The organism is Xanthomonas euvesicatoria pv. euvesicatoria (genome assembly GCF_020880415.1).
In the GTDB taxonomy this organism is placed as follows: Bacteria; Pseudomonadota; Gammaproteobacteria; order Xanthomonadales; family Xanthomonadaceae; genus Xanthomonas; species Xanthomonas euvesicatoria.
Genome location: NZ_JAJIUJ010000001.1, coordinates 1 through 18,658, shown reverse-complemented (window position 1 = coordinate 18,658; position 18,658 = coordinate 1). Strand labels below are relative to the sequence as shown.

General features: G+C 59.3%; 27 protein-coding genes. 16 read left to right on the top strand and 11 right to left on the bottom strand.

What is annotated here, in order from left to right; translation table 11 throughout:
- Nucleotides 1-20: 20 nt before the first annotated feature.
- The 5 genes from LN450_RS00130 to LN450_RS00110 form a co-directional block, all read right to left on the bottom strand.
- Entirely contained in the window at nucleotides 21-362 is a 342-nt protein-coding gene (locus tag LN450_RS00130; protein ID WP_029561219.1) for a hypothetical protein, read from the bottom strand.
- A 198-nt stretch (nucleotides 363-560) separates the two neighbouring features.
- On the bottom strand, nucleotides 561-1,181 hold the full coding sequence (locus LN450_RS00125) for a hypothetical protein (RefSeq protein WP_011345593.1): 621 nt from the start codon (nucleotides 1,179-1,181) through the stop codon (nucleotides 561-563).
- Between the two features lie 112 nt (nucleotides 1,182-1,293).
- Complete coding sequence (locus LN450_RS00120; RefSeq protein ID WP_011345592.1) at nucleotides 1,294-1,587, bottom strand: type II toxin-antitoxin system RelE/ParE family toxin; 294 nt, start codon at nucleotides 1,585-1,587, stop codon at nucleotides 1,294-1,296.
- Complete coding sequence (locus LN450_RS00115) at nucleotides 1,584-1,853, bottom strand: hypothetical protein (protein ID WP_033481412.1); 270 nt, start codon at nucleotides 1,851-1,853, stop codon at nucleotides 1,584-1,586. Before LN450_RS00115 ends, LN450_RS00120 begins: the two co-directional genes overlap by 4 nt.
- A 97-nt stretch (nucleotides 1,854-1,950) precedes the next feature.
- On the bottom strand, nucleotides 1,951-2,346 hold the full coding sequence (locus tag LN450_RS00110; protein WP_011345590.1) for a hypothetical protein: 396 nt from the start codon (nucleotides 2,344-2,346) through the stop codon (nucleotides 1,951-1,953).
- Between the two features lie 388 nt (nucleotides 2,347-2,734).
- Between LN450_RS00110 and LN450_RS00105 the strand changes: the two genes are divergently transcribed.
- Genes LN450_RS00105 through LN450_RS00095 form a run of 3 tightly spaced genes read left to right on the top strand, consistent with a single transcriptional unit; the run spans nucleotide 2,735 to nucleotide 4,296 of the window.
- Entirely contained in the window at nucleotides 2,735-3,190 is a 456-nt protein-coding gene (locus tag LN450_RS00105) for a hypothetical protein (RefSeq protein WP_011345589.1), read from the top strand.
- Nucleotides 3,187-3,894, top strand: a complete 708-nt coding sequence (gene stbB / locus LN450_RS00100) for a StbB family protein (RefSeq protein ID WP_046935361.1) — start codon at nucleotides 3,187-3,189, stop codon at nucleotides 3,892-3,894. Before LN450_RS00105 ends, stbB begins: the two co-directional genes overlap by 4 nt.
- A 45-nt stretch (nucleotides 3,895-3,939) precedes the next feature.
- Nucleotides 3,940-4,296, top strand: a complete 357-nt coding sequence (locus tag LN450_RS00095; protein ID WP_041854930.1) for a hypothetical protein — start codon at nucleotides 3,940-3,942, stop codon at nucleotides 4,294-4,296.
- A gap of 406 nt (nucleotides 4,297-4,702) precedes the next feature.
- On the opposite strand, the gene LN450_RS00090 is transcribed toward LN450_RS00095, so the two are convergent.
- The 4 genes from LN450_RS00090 to LN450_RS00075 all read right to left on the bottom strand — a co-directional run bounded on the left by LN450_RS00090 (nucleotide 4,703) and on the right by LN450_RS00075 (nucleotide 8,141).
- Nucleotides 4,703-5,929 (bottom strand): IS256-like element ISXax1 family transposase, encoded by a 1,227-nt coding sequence (locus LN450_RS00090; RefSeq protein WP_011345585.1) that lies wholly within the window; start codon nucleotides 5,927-5,929, stop codon nucleotides 4,703-4,705.
- A gap of 87 nt (nucleotides 5,930-6,016) precedes the next feature.
- Nucleotides 6,017-6,247 carry a hypothetical protein gene (locus tag LN450_RS00085; protein ID WP_046935364.1) on the bottom strand — a complete coding sequence of 77 codons (231 nt, stop codon included), beginning with the start codon at nucleotides 6,245-6,247 and terminating at the stop codon, nucleotides 6,017-6,019.
- An 86-nt stretch (nucleotides 6,248-6,333) separates the two neighbouring features.
- Nucleotides 6,334-7,296 (bottom strand): recombinase family protein, encoded by a 963-nt coding sequence (locus LN450_RS00080; protein ID WP_011345584.1) that lies wholly within the window; start codon nucleotides 7,294-7,296, stop codon nucleotides 6,334-6,336.
- A gap of 158 nt (nucleotides 7,297-7,454) precedes the next feature.
- Entirely contained in the window at nucleotides 7,455-8,141 is a 687-nt protein-coding gene (locus LN450_RS00075; protein WP_007968793.1) for a DNA-binding protein, read from the bottom strand.
- Between the two features lie 143 nt (nucleotides 8,142-8,284).
- Here LN450_RS00075 and LN450_RS23130 point away from each other — a divergent pair, with 143 nt between their 5' ends.
- From LN450_RS23130 to LN450_RS00055, 5 genes are all read left to right on the top strand, one after another.
- The gene (locus tag LN450_RS23130; RefSeq protein ID WP_017159821.1) at nucleotides 8,285-8,413 is read left to right on the top strand and encodes a hypothetical protein; all 129 of its coding nucleotides are present in this window, start codon (nucleotides 8,285-8,287) and stop codon (nucleotides 8,411-8,413) included.
- 203 nt (nucleotides 8,414-8,616) lie between these two features.
- On the top strand, nucleotides 8,617-9,243 hold the full coding sequence (locus LN450_RS00070) for a ParA family protein (RefSeq protein WP_007974205.1): 627 nt from the start codon (nucleotides 8,617-8,619) through the stop codon (nucleotides 9,241-9,243).
- Entirely contained in the window at nucleotides 9,240-9,566 is a 327-nt protein-coding gene (locus LN450_RS00065) for a hypothetical protein (RefSeq protein ID WP_007974207.1), read from the top strand. Before LN450_RS00070 ends, LN450_RS00065 begins: the two co-directional genes overlap by 4 nt.
- Nucleotides 9,567-9,811: 245 nt before the next feature.
- Nucleotides 9,812-10,027, top strand: coding sequence for an antitoxin MazE family protein (locus tag LN450_RS00060; RefSeq protein WP_011345582.1), 216 nt, complete (start codon nucleotides 9,812-9,814; stop codon nucleotides 10,025-10,027).
- On the top strand, nucleotides 10,024-10,347 hold the full coding sequence (locus LN450_RS00055; RefSeq protein ID WP_017159824.1) for a type II toxin-antitoxin system PemK/MazF family toxin: 324 nt from the start codon (nucleotides 10,024-10,026) through the stop codon (nucleotides 10,345-10,347). The genes LN450_RS00060 and LN450_RS00055 overlap by 4 nt, the downstream gene beginning before the upstream one ends.
- 668 nt (nucleotides 10,348-11,015) lie before the next feature.
- On the opposite strand, the gene LN450_RS00050 is transcribed toward LN450_RS00055, so the two are convergent.
- Nucleotides 11,016-11,834, bottom strand: a complete 819-nt coding sequence (locus tag LN450_RS00050; protein ID WP_011345581.1) for a hypothetical protein — start codon at nucleotides 11,832-11,834, stop codon at nucleotides 11,016-11,018.
- Between the two features lie 500 nt (nucleotides 11,835-12,334).
- Nucleotides 12,335-12,664, bottom strand: a complete 330-nt coding sequence (locus tag LN450_RS00045) for a hypothetical protein (RefSeq protein WP_007967027.1) — start codon at nucleotides 12,662-12,664, stop codon at nucleotides 12,335-12,337.
- 503 nt (nucleotides 12,665-13,167) lie between these two features.
- On the opposite strand from LN450_RS00045, the gene LN450_RS00040 reads away from it, so the two are divergent.
- From LN450_RS00040 to LN450_RS00005, 8 genes are all read left to right on the top strand, one after another.
- A complete protein-coding gene (locus LN450_RS00040) occupies nucleotides 13,168-13,449 on the top strand; it encodes a hypothetical protein (RefSeq protein WP_041854934.1) in 282 nt (93 codons plus the stop codon).
- Nucleotides 13,450-13,477: 28 nt separating this feature from the next.
- The gene (locus LN450_RS00035; protein ID WP_011345609.1) at nucleotides 13,478-13,855 is read left to right on the top strand and encodes a TrbC/VirB2 family protein; all 378 of its coding nucleotides are present in this window, start codon (nucleotides 13,478-13,480) and stop codon (nucleotides 13,853-13,855) included.
- Entirely contained in the window at nucleotides 13,852-14,151 is a 300-nt protein-coding gene (locus tag LN450_RS00030; protein WP_041854933.1) for a VirB3 family type IV secretion system protein, read from the top strand. Before LN450_RS00035 ends, LN450_RS00030 begins: the two co-directional genes overlap by 4 nt.
- Before the next feature lie 22 nt (nucleotides 14,152-14,173).
- Nucleotides 14,174-16,807 (top strand): VirB4 family type IV secretion/conjugal transfer ATPase, encoded by a 2,634-nt coding sequence (locus LN450_RS00025; protein ID WP_011345608.1) that lies wholly within the window; start codon nucleotides 14,174-14,176, stop codon nucleotides 16,805-16,807.
- Nucleotides 16,804-17,469: a TrbJ/VirB5 family protein gene (locus tag LN450_RS00020; protein ID WP_017161282.1), complete on the top strand. Its 666-nt coding sequence runs from the start codon at nucleotides 16,804-16,806 to the stop codon at nucleotides 17,467-17,469. The genes LN450_RS00025 and LN450_RS00020 overlap by 4 nt, the downstream gene beginning before the upstream one ends.
- A gap of 65 nt (nucleotides 17,470-17,534) precedes the next feature.
- Nucleotides 17,535-17,735 carry a hypothetical protein gene (locus tag LN450_RS00015; RefSeq protein WP_228892582.1) on the top strand — a complete coding sequence of 67 codons (201 nt, stop codon included), beginning with the start codon at nucleotides 17,535-17,537 and terminating at the stop codon, nucleotides 17,733-17,735.
- Entirely contained in the window at nucleotides 17,728-18,135 is a 408-nt protein-coding gene (locus tag LN450_RS00010) for a hypothetical protein (RefSeq protein WP_011345606.1), read from the top strand. Before LN450_RS00015 ends, LN450_RS00010 begins: the two co-directional genes overlap by 8 nt.
- On the top strand, nucleotides 18,123-18,658 hold a 536-nt coding region (locus LN450_RS00005), incomplete at its 3' end, for a type IV secretion system protein (protein WP_228892578.1). The genes LN450_RS00010 and LN450_RS00005, both read left to right, overlap by 13 nt.

Below are 18,658 nucleotides of genomic sequence, written 5' to 3'. Positions count from 1 at the left end.
TCGAATTTCATGCTCGTCGTCTATTCAATTCCGAGCTTGTTCTTCGTGATCTTTGCGGGCGTGATGAACACACGGCTCATGCAATCGAGCTTGCTGGCAGGAAACGAGTACGCGACGATCGCATCGCCGATCTGCGCGCCCAAGGTGTAGACGGCATGCTCATTGACGCCGCGCGCGTAGTCCATCACGATGAGGCTCGGATACTGTTTCCGCAGCGATGCCATCGAGACGCAGCTGCCCGTCACCTCGAAGGATGCCGAATCTGCGCGATTGTCCGCGCCCATGACCACCACGGCGTTCGACGCGAACAGCGACGGAGCGATTTGCTTCGACGGCTTGCGAGTCTTCTGCCCATTGGTCATGGCGACCGAGTCGGGGCGGGGGGAGACGAGCGTCAGTACGTCTTTTCCATTCCCTGGAAGAGCCAATGCAATTTTTTCCGAGAAAGCCCAGAGCTGCTTTTCAGCGGCGGCGGAGGCGCGCGGTACGGCTGCGGCAAGCACGAGCGGAGCAGTCGCGAGGACGAGCGCGCCAAGGGCGGCGGCGAGAGTCTTCATGGTTTATTGCTCCTCTTGCGAAGGGGGATTGAGTTTGTCGTACTCGTTGCCGTAGTACACCTTGTAGTTCTCACCGGTAGTGGACGTGACATTAGCCTCGCAGAATGCATCACCCACACGTTGCGCCAGATCGGCTCCCCCGGCGGCGATCGTGGACAGCAGCGCCGGAGCGTTCGCCGCGATCAGGCTGATGTCGGCGCCTCCCTGGGAGGTATCCAGGATCTCGTTGCGCGCCGTGGAGTTGTTGAGCACGGCCCGTCCTTCATTTGTGCAGGCCTTGGCGATGTAGTCCTCCCGTGTGCCGAGCACCCAGCCCTGATCCAGGTATAGGTGGCCCATCTCGTGGCTGACCATGGACACTCTGGAGTACAACCCAGGGATGTCGTTGGAGGCACACGAATAGTTCTGGATGTAGACAGTGCTGCCCGGCTTGTCCAGATAGGTGGCTGGGCCATACACGAAGGGGTACGTGGTGCCGTTGACCTGACCGGTGAGCGTGCTGGAGGCAAAGATGACGAAGTCCACGCACTCGCCAAGTCCCGTGTTCACGGGCTGCTGCTGTGCATGGGCCTGAGTGACAAATAAGGCCGACATGGCGATGACGGCCGCGCTGAACAACTTCATGTTTCCTCTTTCCTTGGGGTGTGAGCGTTTTCTAAAGCAGGCAAAAGCTTGAATGCAAGCACGGTGCGCCGCAAATTTGACGTGCTTGGCCAGCTTCGTTTTGTCACCATCGTTAGTCGTCCCGTGCCGGGGGCCACTGGCGCGCTGTGTGGATAAGGGTCATCACCCATACCGTGTCGGCAGCTTCGTCCACTTCGTAGACGAGCCGGTAGCTTTCATGCGGGATAAGCTCGCGAGTACCAGGAATTTTCCCGGTGCAGCCGAGCTTGGGGAACTCTCCCAGCCGCTTGGCTGCCTCGCTGAAAAGATCATCCATCTTGAGCGCTGCGCGGGGGGTCTCTACCGCGATGTAATCGATGATATCGGCGCGGTCCTGACGTGCGGCCGCGATCCAGCGGACTTTCACAATCCAGCCTCTCCGGCGCGGCGTAGCAGGTCCACGCGGCGCGCGGCTGCATCGGCTTCCACTTCCTCATTGGAGAAGTGCAGGCCGGCGTCACGCTGCTTGCGAGCGACCTGCACTTTGCGACGCACGAACTCGTCGTATTCCCGTGCCTCGCGACGGCGGGTGATGTAGTCGCGCATCAGCTCGCGCACGACCTGCGCCGCCGGGCGGTCATCTGCGGCGGCTTCGGCCATGAACGTGTCGCGCAACTCCGGTTCCAGCTTCATCGTGAAAACGGCTTTCGTTGACATAACGGGCCTCCTGTTTGCCTGCTGTTTCGAGTATATACTGGGGCATTACCTTTGCCGCCTCCTTTTGGTGACATTACGAATCCTCCGTAAAGCGGGTTAGCAGTGCGGCCAGCTCGGGCAGGGAGGCGGCCAGCACGTCGGCCGGCACGCCGGATTTCTCGCATGCGAGAACCAGCTCGTTGACCTCGCCCGTGGTCGCCTTCTTGCGCACCAGAAAAAGCAGCATCGCCAGAAGCGCATGCGCGCCTTTCTGGCTGCGCTCGATCTCGGCCAAACGGCCGACAAGTTCCTGTCGGTCGGCCCATGCTTCCATGCTGTCGCGGCTCGACTCGCGATGGCTGCCACGGTCGAGAGACTTGTCGCGGATGTACTTCGACAGGTGCTTGTAGCCGGCCAGAGCGGCCGCTTGTTCCACCCGGATGCGCTCGTCCTCCGTGTACCAAACGGACACAGATTTTGCGGTACTCATCGGCGTTTTTACTCTATTGATTCTTCAATAGAGCTTAGGCTAGCTTTGATAAGGCTTTCCGGCAAATTCCTATTGAAACAATATTGACTTCAATGTGGGGAGAATCTGGCCTGAAGCCATATCTCACAAGCCTTTTGTACCACCGTAGGGGGTGCGTAATGTGTATTGAGATTTCGGGCCTGTTAAGGACCGGAATCTCTAGGGGTTAAGGGCGTACAGGTCGCATAGGCCGAAGGCCGCAGGGGCGATGGAGACACAAAGTAGACATTATATGGACGGATAGATGACTAACTGGATACGAATAGCGGCCAAAAGGTTGCCTTTATGAAGACAATTGGGGTGCAACTAGCGTACAGTTAGAGAACAATATGACGACGGTGGGACATCAATGACGAAGCCAGACGCAAAACAGGCAGTCAGGCAGACGGAACCGACCACCAAAGCGGCGCAATTACGGGAAGTGATGCCGGAGATCGAGAAGAAGCTCGCAGCAGGTGTGCAGCTCCGGACGATTCACAAAGCGTTGACCGATGCCGGTTTCGACCTGACGTTTCAGACGCTCAAGACGTACCTGTACCGATACCGAAAGAAGCATCAAGCAAAGACCGTGAGACAGCAGACGGAGTCTGTTGGCTCACGGTCGGCTGGCACACCGACGCCGGCATCATCCCAATCCGACGAATCTGTTTCAGACGAAACATATTCGTCGGAACCGCCTACACCGCGTGGCCCGATCTCGATGCAGGAGCTTGACCGCCTGATGAAACCCGACCCGGCAAAACAGGCACAGGACATCGCGCGATATGAGCGCTTGGCCAAGCAGAAAGAAAGGAGCCGCAAATGAAAGTTGCCGTCATTAGTTTCAGTGGAAACCCGGGGAAGACCACGCTGGTTGATCACCTGCTTGCGCCGCGTATGAACGCACCGAAATTCGAGATTGAGACGATCAATGCCGGATCATCAGCGGACACCGACGCACAGCGCTTCAAGGGCAAGGACTACGGCGGGCTGCAAGAGGACCTGATGACACTCGATTCGGCCATCGTGGACGTGGGTGCATCCAACGTCGAAGAGTTCATCAAGCAGATGGGCCAGTTCGAGGGGTCCCACGAAGAGTTCGACTACTACGTCGTTCCGACCGTTAGCGAGAAGAAGCAGCAAGCCGATACGCTAAGTACTATCAGGACACTCACCAGCCTCGGCGTGCCGGCGAAAAAAATCCGCGTGGTGTTCAACAAGGTCGAGCTGGAAGACGCCAACGACGTGCCGCGCCTGTTTCGGATGATCTTTGGCCTGCACGAAGAAACCAAGAGCTTCACGCTGCGACCAGAAGCCGTGGTATTCAAGAACGAGATTTTCGACCGGCTGCGGACGCTGAAAAAGACCGTCTCGGAAATCGTGGCCGATGAAACGGACTATCGGGCAATGCTTCGTGAAGCCAAGGACGAGGACGCCAAGGCGCACGCGATCAACATGATCTCGGCGAAGTGGCTCGCCAAGTCGGCTAACAAGAACCTCGATGATGCCTACAAGGCGTTGTTCAAGTGAGGAGGCGTTATGGGGAGTCACGTATCCACGGCCCGCGAAGCGCTCATGGCCGAGCTGCTGCAAGATGCCGACGCCATCGTGCGTCGCTTCGAGCAAGCAGATCAGGCGCTGGCCGGAAAGATCGAGAAGGCAACAACGGACGCGGCCGGCAAGGCGTTCCTGGCCGCCAAGCTCAATTTCGAGTCGGTCATCGACAAGAACGCCGAAAAGCTGACTGAGGCTGGCCGACACGCGGCCGCGCAGATCGGGAATCAGCTCAACAGCGGCGCAGCGCAGCTCGTCGCCGCGAATGCGGCGCTTGAGAGCAAGGCGCGGCGGTTCGTGCTGCTGCTGGCTGGATTCGCATTTGTCGCCGGCGTGGTGGGCGGCTTCGTTGGGGCCAGGCTGGCCGGCATGGGGTAGACCCCACAAGTTAGACCCATACAGGTCCTACATTTAGCGGATATTTTGGGAGCGTGTGCAAAATTCGTGGGAAATTCTTTGCTGACAGCAAGCTAGCAACTTCGGCTTGAACGAATTGTTAGGCATCTGATATCCGTCTATTCCAGTCGGAGCCCTCTTTTGCCTCTCCGCATTGTGTACAAACGTACTCGCCAGTGTTAGATCCCAAGTGATATTCCTGCTCAATGTGCGGGTGCTCGCAGGGCGAGTCTCCCCATGCCTGACGAAGTTTTGCCGCGGCCAACATCTGCATATATCCCCCTTTCGATGCCTAAAGCCCGAAATAAGCCGACTGGCGAAACCAGTTCGGCTTGATTGAGTTGTTAGATCGGAGCGTGTGCAGAATTTTGTGTAACCGTGGTTTGGGTTACCGCTGAGGAAGTCGCCCCTCGAACTGGATCGTAAAGCGGTTCAGCGCAGCCTTCCAGTCGCGGATCGGCAGCGTCCATTTCTTGGTGATGTTGCGCAGAGCCAGGTAGAACAGTTTCATCAAGGCTTCGTCGCTGGGGAACGCGCCGCGGTTCTTGGTCAGCTTGCGCAGGCTCATGTTGACCGACTCGATGGCGTTGGTCGTATAGATCACCTTGCGGATCTCCGGTGGGTAGTCGAAGAACGGGATCAGTCGTGACCAATTGCGCCGCCATGACTGGCTGATGGGCGGGTACTGGGCGTCCCACTTGGCCTCGAACTCGGTCAGTGCCTGCTCGGCCTCCTCGACGGTGGCGCAGGCGTAAATGCGCTTGAGATCGGCGGCAACCTCGGCGCGGCGTTTCCACGAGACGTAGTTCAGGCTGTGCCGCACCATGTGCACGATGCACAGCTGCACGGTGGTCTGCGGGAACACCGCCTCGATCGCCTCGGGAAACCCCTTCAGGCCATCGACGCAGGCAATGAAGATGTCCTGCACCCCGCGGTTGCGTAGCTCCGTCACGACTTGCAGCCAAAACTTGGCACCCTCGGCCTGCGCCAGCCATAGGCCCAGCACTTCCTTCTCGCCGCCCATGGTGATGCCGATGGCCAGGTACACCGCCTTGACCCGCACCGCGCCCTCGCGCACTTTGACGTGGATGCAGTCCAGATAGACGATCGGATAGACCGGATCCAGTGGCCGCGCCTGCCACGCCTTGACCTCCTCGACGACCGCATCGGTGACTGAGGAAATCAGACTCGGCGACACCTCGGTGCCGTACATCTCCTCCAGGTGCGACTGGATCTCGCGCACGGTCATGCCGCGCGCGTACAACGACAAGATCTTGTCATCGAAGCCGGCCCAGCGGGTCTGGTGCTTGGGGATCAGCTGTGGCGCGAAGCTGCCGTGGCGATCACGCGGAATCTCGATCGGCAGCTCGCCGAACTCGCCCTTGAGCGTCTTGCGGCTGCGTCCGTTGCGCGTGTTGCCGGCCGCGTTGGCGACCGGCTCATGCTTGTCATGACCGAGGTGTTCGGTCATCTCCGCGTCCAGCGCCCGCTCCACCAACCGCTTGGTCAGCTGCTTGAGCAGGCCGTTCTCGCCGATCAGATCCTCGGGTTTGGTGTAGTTGACCAACAGGCTGCTAAGCAGCTCGTCGGGTACCTCATGTGTGCGTGGGCTCATGGTGTCTCCGGGTTAGGTGGCAGTCTCCTGCCTGTGGCCCGGTTACACAAAATCTAGGACACGCCCTTAGATCGCGACGCCGCGCTGCTAGCCATCCAACGCCTCGTTGAGAACCTGCAGGTGATCTACTGCAACGGCGTAGACCTCAGCATCGAACTCGCATGGAAAGGGGGTGTGAACCACAAGCTCCACCTTGAACCAAGGACCGTCGCTGGAAATAGCGACGTGCTCGCCGACAACGGGGATTCGAGCGAACTCTCGCTTCTCGTTGAGCCAGTCCCGGTGCTCTGGGCTACGGGTATGCAGAAAAACTTTCATGGTCACGATGAACTCCTTAAGCGAACTAACTACTATTGTACCGCCTAAGAGGGGTTGTAAGCCGGAACCCCAGAAAAATCCGTCTCTCATTTCCAGCCGCCATCGCATTCGTCCCAGAACGAACCGGTTGCCTCGTTCTTGACACTCATGTCATCGACCACGCAGTTGCGCAGGTCGGCCAAATGCAAGATTTCGTGCAGTAGATCGTTGATCTGCTGCTTCAAATCCGCATCGTCGGCGTAACGAATCACCAGTCGGTATTCGGTATCACTGAGCTTTGTGCTCTTGTGTGAGGTGGCGATCAGGTAGTCGATGTCCTCCCGAACCCGCTTTTTGCCTCGGGTGAACTTACTCCCGTTTTCGACATGGAACCAGAGAATCACGGCAACCGATGCCGCCGCCATGAGTTCGGTGCTCGGTGCCGATGCGCTGAGCTTTGCGTGTTTGACGGCCTGGCTGATGGTGCTGCGGCTGCATCCCACAGTCTTTTGCACCACGCTCCACGAGCTGCCGCTGGCCAGCAGCCGATTGATCGCACCGTAGCGCGCCCGGTCGATTTGGCGGCCTCGATATTTGCCTGCGACCTTGGCTTTCGCGATGCCTTGGGCCTGCCGCTGCCGGCGCTGTTCATAATCGCGCCGAGCGATGGCGGCCAGCATGTCCAGGAGCATGTCATTGATCGCACCGAACATGCGAGCGTCGAACTCGTTTTGCAGGGGGGCCAAGTGCTGCCACGTCGTCGGTACATTGACCGCGACCACGCGTACCGATCGTTCGCGGATCAGCGTTTTCAGCTTCTCCCACTCGGCCCTGCCAAGACGCGACAGACGATCCACGTCCTCGACCAGCAACACGTCATGCGGCCGGCTGTCGGCCAGCAACCGAAACAGCTCGGCTCGGTCCAGGCGTGCGCCGGACGCGTTCTCAGCGTAGTAGTTGCAGATGCGAACGCCCCGATCGCGCGCAAACTGATCCAAGCCGCTGCGAGCACGCTGGGCATCCTGTTCGTCTGTGGAGGCGCGCAGGTAGGCGCGGACAAAGGTGGTCATCGGTACGGTTAGGGTCGATTCGGTGAACCGGTTTGTTTAGGGTCGCACGGTTGGCAACAGAGTACCGGCTTTTGATGGTTCGACAAAGGGATACCCAAACAAAACCAGCATCCTGGCAGGGCAGATGATCAACGTGGATGCACGCGTGGCGGCGCGGCTTACATCCCCTTGCCGGGGGCGGCTTTGACTGGGGCGGGCGAGGTGGCCATCCCCTCGAAAGCGGCCAAGCGACCGCGCAAAGTCGCGGCGTCCTCACGGGCCTGGCCGGCAGCGGAACGCTGCTCGGCGGCGACCAGGTGCGCCCGATCCAGCTCGGTGCGTAGCTCGCTGGCGCGGGCCTCAGCCGTGCTGGCCCGCTGCTGTAGGTCCACCAGCTCGGTGCGCACCTGGTCGATCGCGGCCTGGTGGGCGGCCGCTGCCGTGACGGCCTGCTGCATGGCCGCTTCCAGCTCGGCAATGCGTGCTTGGGCCGCTTCTAGCTCAAGTGCTTGGGCTTCGTAGGCGTCGGCCATCTGCTGGCTCAACGCATCCGCTTCCTGTCGCTCTGCTTCCCAGCCAGCCTGGGCGGCACGCAGTGCGTCATTGGCGGCGTCCTGGGCGGCCTGCCACAGCGCCAGCACGGCCGTGCTGGCGACCTGCTGTACCGCCTCGGGCACCTGCACCACCACTGCTGGGCGGGTCTGCATGCGCCGCCACTCCTTCATGACGGTGCTTGCGTCGTTCATGTTGACCTTGGCCGCCTTCCGCACGGCATCGACGGTTGGAAAAACCTCACGCCCGGCCTGGTCATACAGCGAGTCAGCGGCTGTAAGGATGCGATCACGTGCGTCTTGGGACGGGTCCATGTGCAACTCCGACGGGTTTGTTTGGTAATAATAATACAACTATTCTTATTACCAAACAACTGATTGCAGCCCGTTTCCGACTGGCGGTCGGCGCGGTGCGGCGGAATCCGGTGGGGGGTGGGGGTCGGCGGAGGGCTGGCACAGTGCGCAGCAGGCAAAAAACGGCGCCGACGGCATGGCGGCACATCCTGCTGAACGGGCACTACACCTTCCAGAGGAGCGGCAAGATCATCGACCTGGATGCGCTCGTGGCCGGACTGGAGCTGGGATGACGGAAATTTCGGCGGTTCCGGCTTACATCCCCTCTTTGTCGCGGTGACGAATGATCTTGAAGCGCGAAAGTCTGCTGCCATTCACTTTCGGTAGGTAGGTATATATATACTTATAGAGTTAAAGGGACGGGGATGCACCCCGCAGGCCGATGGCCAGTCGCTGCGCTGCCCATCGGTATGTATATACATAGATAGGAGCACCCATGGTCTTCGCGTGTGTCAACACCAAGGGCGGCGTCGGCAAGACCACGACCGCCGTGCATCTGGCAGTGATGCTCGCCCGTCAGGGCAAGACGCTGCTGATCGACGGCGACCCGCAGGCCTCGGCCGCGAGCTGGGCAGCATGGCGTCGTGAGACGCAGTACGACCCGTCACCCACCACCACCTGCCTCGCTGGCAAGGCGATCCTCAGCGAAGGCAAGCAACTGGCCACCGGCTTTGAGCATGTCGTCGTTGATGCGGGTGGCCGTGATTCTGTGGGCCTGCGCTCCGCGCTGCTGTTGGCCCAGCGTGCCGTGATCCCGGTCGGTGCATCCAATCTGGACGCAGCGGCCATGACCGACTTGCTCGAAGTTGTCGAGCTGGCCCGCGACTATAACCCTGAGCTGGACGTGCGCGTGCTCCTGACCCGCATCGATCCGCGCACCAAGGATGCGGCCGAGATGTTGGAATTCCTAGCCGAGCAGAAGCTGACTGTATTACCTACAAAAGTCTGCGAGCGGGTGGCCTTTCGCCGTGCCATCGGTGAGGGTGCGACCGTTCAGGAGCTAGGCCGCGATCAAGCCGCCATTGCCGAGATGGAAGCCTTCTTCAAGGAGGTGATGCAATGAGTATGAAGGGCAAGCCCAACACGGCCCAGTTCAAGCCGCCCAAAGACCCGACCGCCTTCCTCGAAGGCGGGGAGGCCGACAAGGCAGAAAAGCCGCTGGTAGCCCCTGCGGCCGTGGCCACGCCACCGGCCGCCACACCGCCCGCTGCCGAGGAAGCGCAGCGCTACGGCCGCGCTCGGGTGCAAAAAATCTTCAACTTCCCCGAGGAGCTGGCTGATCGCCTGCGCCGCGAAGCACTCAAGCGCTCCGAAGAGAAGGGCGTCCGCGTCACGGAGAAGGACATCGTGATCGAGGCGCTGGAAGCCTTCCTCAACGGGATATAGGTATATACATACCTATATGTGCACATGGATAACGAAGTTCAATATGTAACCCGGAACGGGGATTACCGTGGAACCGGTGGAAGCCTTTTATCTGGCAACGTCATGTTTTTACGAGAAAAATTGGATTTTGCGAGTCATTTTTACACGCATGTCGGCTGGCCCCTTTTCAGTCGAGTTATCCGTACTCGCGTTTTGGTTGCATGCGCGGCATCATGTAACTACGCATGCAACCAATGGAGAGCACCATGTCATCAATTCACGAATCAAAGGTAGCCCGGCACCGCGAGCGGATGCGCGCTGCGGGGCTACGGCCTGTCCAGTTTTGGGTGCCCGACACACGCTCTCCCGAGTTCGCGGCGCAAGTGCGCAAGCAGTGCCAAAACCTGAAGGGCGACCCGGCAGAAACCGAGGTTTTGCGCTTCACCGAAGAGGCCGCAACGCACGTTGAGGGCTGGGAGTGATGCAGCGGGGCGACCTTGTGACGGTTTCATTGCAGGGCGACTATGGCAAACCACGGCCCGCCTTGGTCGTTCAATCCGACTTGCTCACCGACCTGGAAAGCGTCGTGCTGTGCCCGGTGACAAGCGACCTGCGCAATGCCGCGTTCCGCGTCACCGTGGAACCGAACCCGGCCAACGGGCTGCGCGCGCTCTCGCAGGTCATGGTGGACAAGCTCTCAACGCTGCCTCGCACCAAGATCAGCGAACCGTTTGGCCGCCTCGATGATGAGCGTATGAAAGCGATAGACAGGGCGCTCCTGCTGGTCGTTGGCGTTATCTGACCAGGTGCGCGACCGCCTGCCATGTGGTCGGAAAAATCTGGGATTCCGGCTTACCGGGTGCCGTCCCGGAATTTTCGGCGGTTCCGGCTTGGTTTAAGTGAGTTGGCTGTTCCATTGCTCCCCGAACCCCGTTATCTGCTCTTTTGTGCGCGTAGCGCACGGCGACCGCTCTTAAGCGTAGACCACCCGAAGTCGGCAGCGGTTCCAGGGTCATGCCCTGTCTCGAAGTCCGGTTAATCATTCCCTGCTGACCCGTTGTTGCTCTTTGCAGGAGGGAACCGCCGCTACTGTGCGCTCATTTGGTTTGGTTTCCCGAGCTGGAGCATCCGCAGTGGCGGTGGGAGGGGCGCAGCCCCTCTATCGAGCTTCTAACGTTGTCGGCGTCGCGTAGCGGCGGCGACGCCGATCTGCTGTTGATTTTCTGCTGACTGTGCTTTCAACCAAAGGTTGACTGGATGGCCTGCCAAATAAACAGGACAAATAACGCTATTTCTCCACAGGCTTATCCCCCACCACGGTGGATAACTTGGCGCGGGGCATGGCGTTGAGGGGTACGGCTCGGTGATCGAGGTCGCCGTAAGCGGTGCGGCTCGCCTTTTCGCGGCAGATTTGCCGGCGTACATGTCTGTTTTTGCGGCATCGGGCAGCGGCGAGCCTGCCGGCGATGGCTAGTTGAACAGGGCGAGGATGTCGGAAATGTGCCTCACGGCGCTCTGTGCGTCGCCTGGCGGGGCGCCCGTGGCGCGGTGCGCCGCAGGGCGGGTATCGCGCCTGCGCGACGTGGTGCGCGACTCCTGGGTCGGCTGACGGCGTGCTTGCGCCTGCGTAAAGGACGCAACGCCTGTGCCGCGTGCTTGGTCGGCGTGCTTGCGATCGCGCTTGAGCAATCTGCTCGTCCCCACCATGTCGCACAGCCGCTGGAAGTTGAGCCGGCGCACGCCCGCCTCACTGCACCACAGGTCGCCGCCATCGGCGTCTTTGGTGTGCCGCCGCACCTGTTTGGTGGGGAATGCCCAGCCAAGGCTCACCATCATGTCGAGCGAGCGCCGTGCGCGCCGCTGCTCGGCGTCGCTCTGTCCGCCATAGGCGAGCTGAGCAAGGTCGGGCAGCGTGTAGCGCTGCCAGGGGCCGCCGCCCTGGCGTGGCTTGCCCACAAAGCCGGTGCGCACGTCGGCCAGGTAGAGCAGCGCTACGGCCATGGCCAACAACGAGTCGGCCCCATCCTTGCGCAGTCCGCGCACCCGCGTCAGCGCCTTGTCCAGGGCATAACCGGCCACGATGACGTTGTGGCGAATCCGCTTCCACGCGCCTTTCCGTTCTTCCAGGGCGCGCACCAGTCCATGGCGAGTAGCGTCCAGTACGCCCGGCCGGCGCTTCTTGCCGGCCAGCGGCTTGGGCTGACGCCAGTGCACACGCTTGTGCGGCCTGCCGCTGGGAGCGGTCGGTTCTGGGCCTTGAGCGTGGGGGCCTGTGTCTACTGCTGGCATGTCCCGCGCCGATGAACGGCAGCGGGGCAAGGTGGTCGGCGTTTTGGCCTTTGCATCCTTTTCCCTCTTGCACGGCTTCGCCGGCGGGATTAGGATGGAGCTATGTGACTAGCCCATTGGTACTGGTTTTTCCCGCCAGCCCAGTGATGAAAAAGCCGCCCCTGCAAGGGCGGTTTTTTCGTTTTCGGCGCCCTGCTCGCTATGCGAGCAGCCACCGCGTTTGTTAAAATTCGCAGCAGTATCGCCCCCCGGTAGGCTGTAGGGCAAGGCGTTGGCCTGGCCTGGCCTGGCCTGGCTATCCTACCCGCCCTAAACGGCGGGGGCTTGTCGCGCGCCGGTTCAAGCTTTTTTGTGAAGTTACTATACTTTATGGGCACATCCCGCGCAACACAATTTGTATAATTACTCTTCGTATTGTGTAGCAATTTATGCTGAGTTCATTGTTTTTCCGTCAACTCTTGCCTCGTGTGGTGCGTTGCTGAGTGCTACCAGCTAGCGCTTTACGCCGCCTTCATCGCCTTGATGGTGCTCAATATTGCTTGTTGCTGAACTTCGCTCAGTCCAGCAAGCTCGCGCACGATATCAGCGGCGACAGAGCCTGCTGCCTTGCCGAGTGTGCCGTCAGTAAGGCTATTTAAGTCCGTTTGGAGCACTTCGCACAGGGCTTTCAAGTGGCTTATCTTCCCTACCCCTCTACTGCCATTGAACCAGCTGTAGACGGTAGATTCGGCCACGCACACACCGCGCAGCGTAAGCGCAGCATGTACTTGGGGGATGTTCAGCCCAAGCAGTTCCCTGCGGGCGGTGAGGTTGTCGGATAGAGTGCTCATAGGTTGAAACTAGAGACTAGAGAAATTGATTGCATAGCTGCTAATCTTTTTGTATAGTTTTGCGCTATACTTAAAGAGTAGTTTCGGCGTGAATCCTCGCACTTACTGGAACGAGTACGTAGAGCGCCACGGGGGGGCGGCAAAAACAGCCGTTGCTTTGGGTATCCCGTACTCGACTGTCGCCGCGATTTGCAACGGAACTCGCGGCATAGGTCGGTCCTTGGCGAGGCGCATGGCTGCTGCCGACACGAGTCTCGATGAGCGGGTTCTGATCTGGATCGAGGCTGATAGCGTCAAAAGAAACCTCGGCGAAACGTGATGCAACTGCTGGAGCAGTTTTCTGGCAGAGCCAACACCGTCGCCGGGTTCCTGACCCACGACCAACGAAAGGAACGCGATGCGCACCTTTGTTCTCGCACACAGAGATTCCCCCCCGCTTTCCTCGGCTCTATCCCGCTCCCAAGCGTGGAAAGCTGAACGTGACCGTGGCATTACTTCCCTCTTTGTTTTTCAACGATGAGGAAGCAATGCTCACCCTGACCAAGAAAGAGCTGGCGGTGCTCGATGAGGCTCAACCGGACTATGCGGTTTATCTGGTTGAGGCGGAGCACGAGAGCAGCCGGTGGTGGCGGATGACGGTGAAGTTACCCACGCACAACAAAGCTTATGAGGTCGTTACCGCGCTTGGTAAAACCAAGCTCTGGAAACGCTTGGACATAGCTGTGGATTTCATCAAGGAGAGCTGCCCGCACACAAAGACCGTGTTCGTAGTTTTTGCCCCGTAGCACACCTAACAATCTGAGAGGTTTCAGAATGGAAAAGAACGAAGCGATTGAAAAGGACACGGCAGTAGGCCCGCGCAAGGGCGACAAGGTAGACAAGGCACTCGGTCTGACCGCGAACGCCCTCGTGATGGCCCTCGTCTTTCTTCCGCAGCTCGCATATGCACAAGACGCCGGTGGCACGTTTGGCGGGATCACCGCCTTCCTGAAGTCGATCACGCAATTGCTCATTTATGAGTGGGGCTACTACATCGGCATCATCACCTTGGCGATCCAAGGGTATCGTTGGAAGTCGGGCCGCATCGACCTGATGACGCTCGGCGGTTGGGGGCTCGGTATCGGCCTTGTGTTCTTCGCGCCGAACATCGTTTCCGACCTCAAGGCGCGTTCCTCCGGTTCGATCCAATGAGTGCCGAGGAGCAATTCCACGATGAAGGGGAATCGCTCGTCGCTGCGATGACCCGCCCCACGATGGTGGGCGGGTTGACCCTGGCCAGTCTTGCGATGAGCTTCTATTTCCCCGGCATGGCCGCGTTAATCACGCGATCACTTTGGGCGGCGGTATTGATTCCGGTCTTACTGCTGATCAGTTATCTGGTCTGCCTGAAAGACGTGTACCTGTTCGACATCATGTCGGCCGCAACCCATTTAAAAACGTGTCCGAATAAACGTTTTTGGGGATGCCGACGCTATGCGCCTCGTTGAGGTTTTAAAAGAGAAGTTCGACATGTCGCTGTCGATGCCGGTGCCGGAAGGTGCCGCCGCCGACGCCAAGGAAATGGCCTTAAGCGACATGATCCCGTACACCGTTCACTACGACGACGAATCGGTCATCACCAAGGATGACGGTCTGGTGCAGGTTATCAAGCTCGACGGCCTGTACTTCGAGTCGTTGACTGCCGAGCAAATCAAGCAGTTCGAGCGCCGGCGCAACACGGTGTTGCGCTCCATCGCCAACAGCGACCGGGGCGTCTATGTCCACCTGATCCGCCGCAAGGTGAACCTGTATCCGGCAGGAGAGGGCGGCACATGGTTCGCGCGGCGCTTCAATCAGGCGTGGCGCGAGCGCTATAACAAGCGCTCGTTCTATGTGAACGAAATCTACATCTCCATCGTCCGCAACCGCTTCCGACAAGGTGCGCCCGGCATCCTGGATCGCGCGTTTTCATTGCTGTCAGGCTCCAAGGTCACGAAAGAAGACCTTGAATCGTTCGAGGAACAGGCAAAAGACGTCAACGAAGCCGCTAACCTCGTCGTTCAAACCTTGTCGGGCTACGGTGCTCGTAAGCTGCGCATCCAGCGGCGGCCGGAATTCGTTCTCGATAGGGTAAGCCGTGCTGATGCGCAGCTTGCCGTCGAGCGATTCAAGATGAGCTGGCAAGAGTTCCAGCGCTCCCACGGTCATCACGACGTGTATCGCCGCGATGAAGTGCTCGACTATCTCGGTGAGGATTTCACCGAGATCGGTGGTTTCCTGCACTACCTGGTCAATCTGGAAGATGAACGCGTGCCGGTCACGGAGATGCAGCTCGACCGCACGCTCGCGGTGTCGTCCCTCGACTTCAAGATGCTCAGCAACATGATGGCCGTCCAGAACCTGAGCGGCACGCGGGCCGGGGCCATGCTGAGCATGGCCGAGTGGCCGGCTCGCACGCCGTCGCGGATGCTTGACGAATTTCTCAAGCAGCCGGTCGAGTACATCATCACGCAGTCGTTCTTCTTTACCGACCGGATCAGCGCCGAGCACGACATGCGGCAGGAGCGCCGGCGTATCGCGGTCAATGACCGTGAGGGCGTGGCGGAAGAGGACAAGGACGAGATTACCAAGGGCCTGCAAGACTTGACGCGCGGTCGCTCGGTCAATGGTCTGCATCACCTGACCATGCTCGTGCATGTGCCGGCCACGACGCAATTTGCCGATCCTATCGAGAACAAGCGGCAGACGATTGCCGATCTCGACGGTGCGGTCGGGCTGCTCAAGAAAGCGTTCGTGAATCTCGGCGTCAAGCCGGTGCGAGAGTGGTTCGCGGTGGAGACGTTCTTTTGGGCGCAGCTTCCCGGTCAGGCGCAGCACTTCATGGGCCGGCGCGGCAAGATCAAGTCGGGCAATTTCGCCGGCTTCGCCTCGTTGCACAACTTCGCAGTCGGCAAGATCGACGGCAACCTGTGGGGGCCGGCCATCATGCCTTTCGAGACAGAAAGCGGAACGGCCTACTACTTCAACTTCCATCGCGAAATGGAAGGGATGGTCGCCGGTCATTTGGCGCTCACAGCGGACACCGGTGGAGGTAAGACAACCTTGCTGGCCGCGTTCATTGCGATGGCCGACAAGGCCCGTCCGCGTGTGTTCTGGTTTGATAACCGCGAAGGCGCAAAGGTGTTCATGCGTGCAATGGGCGGCCAGCACACGACGCTGACCGTGCAGGGCAATACGGGCTGGAATCCGATGAAGTTGCCCGATACGCCGGAGAACCGCGCCTATCTGGTCGAGCTGCTCACGCTCATGCGCACATGCTACGGCGGCAAGCTCGTGCCCGATGACATTGATCGCTTCAAGAAGGCTGTCCACGAGAACTACGCGCTGGCCTATCCAGATCGCCGCCTGCGCAACGTGGCGTGGTGCTTCGGCCAAGGCGAGTTGGCGAAGGACATGCGGGTATGGCACGGAGCCAACGGCATCGAGGGCGCGAACTGGGGCGTGTTCGACAACGCGCACGACAACATCGACCTGACCAAGTGCCGGCACTACTGCTACGAGATGCGGCAGCTCATCAAGGACGGCTCGGCTCGGCCTGAGCTGCCGGTCGTGCTGAGCTACCCCTTCCATCGCATCGAGCAGTCGATGAACGGCGAGCCGTTCATCCTCGTGCTGGAAGAAGGGCAGAACCTCGTCAAGCACGCGTATTGGCGCGAAAAGATCGACAGTTACATCATGCAGATTCGCCGCAAGAACGGTCTGCTGGTCTTTGTCACGCCGGATGCCAAGTACCTCTACTGCGAAACGGACTCGATCCAGAAGCAGACGGCAACGAAGATCTATTTGCCGAACGGCGAAGCCAACCGTACTGACCTTGTTGACGTGCTCGGCCTAACGCCGGGTGAGTACGAGTTCGTGCGTGACACCCCTCCCGAGAACCGGACGTTCCTGATTCGGCGCGGTAACGAGTCGATCAAGGCGAAGTTCGATCTCTCCGATATGCCCGCGTTCATCCCTGTGCTGTCCTCCAACGACAAGGGTGTGGCGCTCATGGACGAAATCATTCGTGAGCTGGAAACCGACGATCCCGAACAGTGGGTGCCGGTGTTTATGGAGCGTGCACTTGCCAAGAACACGCACAACCTCAAGCAGAAAGGAGCATGACCATGAAAAAGACCCTCGTCGCCCTCGCGCTGGCCGCTTCCCTCGGCGCATCGGTGCCCACCTTCGCTACCGGCATCCCGACCTTCGATATGGCAACGGTGCTCCAGTTGCAACAGCAGTTTCAGCAGTTGCAGGAGCAATACAAAACCCTCAAGGATCAGTACGCCGCCGTCACGGGCAGCTATGGCCGTGGGCAAATGGGCCTGAGCGATTCCATCAGCTCGGCCTCGGTGGTGCCTGGTTCGTGGCAGGAAGTCGTTGCTCAGCAACAGAGTGGGGCGTTCGGGTCGAAGCAGGCCGCCTACGAGAAGCTCATCAACACGATGCCGCAAGACCTGTTCGCCAATCCGCAGGCCCAGAACGCCACGACGTACAAGATGAGTACCGATGCCGTGCGGGCTGCGTTGGCCGGTGGCGACTCGTTGTATGCCGAAGTGCAGACGCACCTCAACAATCTGGCGCGCATGAGCCAGCAGGTCGATACGACGGTGAACATCAAGGACGCTCAGGACTTGCAGAACCGCATTGCGGGCGAGAACGGGATGATGCAAAGCGCGATGGCGAAGCTGAACGCGATGAACATGAACCTACAAGCCAACATGGTGAACCAGCAGAACCAAGCCACGGCCGCAAACCAGAACTTCTACCAGTGGAAGAAATAACCGCTTTCTCGCATGCGAGAAACCAGTCCACCGACAAAGGAAGCAACCAAATGAAACAGGTCCTCATGTTTTTGAAAGTTGTTACCGCACCGGCATGGGTTCCGTTGTGGCTGATGAAAAAGGGCATTCGTCTTTTCGCCGTGTTGGTCCTTGGGGCGGTTCTGGCCGGCTGCGCAACTACGTCGAACAAGTCCGACAAGTCGCCGTGTGCGTGCGACTTCAAGCAACTCAACACCGGTAACTATGGGAGCAAAGCAAATGCCTAAGGCCCTCTGGACATGGATTTTGATGGGCACGGCCGTTGTGCTCATCGGTGGTTACGGCCTGCTTAAGATCATGAGTCGCGAGCCGATCATACCGATGCCAGTACCGCAGCAAGGAATGCCGACGCCATCACCTTCCGTCGAGACGCAGAACGGTGGGAATCCCCTTCTGACTGCGGACAAGGTGGCCGTTGCGCGCTGGTTCCCCGGCCACTGCTTTGCCGAGCTGTACAACAAAGATCCATCGTTCGGCGGGCGGTTAATTCCGAGCTGCGTTGTCAAAGTGATTCAACAGGTCAAGGCCGATACCGGCGTCACGCTTACAGAGGCGGACATTAAATCACCCGACGTGTTGGCGCATTTCAAGCACGTTTATGGGGATGACAACCAATGGCGACACTGACCATTGAGGGAATGATTGGGTCTGCCGACGGCGTTACCACCTCGTTCCTGACACAAATCTATCCAGCTCTTGCAAACGCGATTTCCACGCCGATCTATTTGGTGGCGGTGCTGTATTGGGCGATATACGGCTACAAGATATATGCCGGATACGAGCCGATGAAATGGAACGCGGTGCTCTCGAAAGCCTTCATGACAACGGCCGTGTTCTCGGCCTTGAATTGGGGCGGTTTAGGCCAGAGCATCTATGGATTTTTCACGTCGTTCATGGAAGGCGCAGCGTCAACGATCATGGCCGGACAGTCCACGCCTTCGATGCTAGACGCTTTGTATAACAACGTTGGTCAGGTGTCGGCCTTAATGCAGAACGTGAGCTGGTATCAGTTCGGCATGATCTTGCAGGGCTTTGGCCTCTTCCTCATCAACTGCATCCTGTTCATTCTCGCCCTCGTCTATATGACCATTGCCAAGTTCGGCTTGGCTATAACGATGGTCCTGCTGCCTATCTTCGTCGGCTTTTTTTT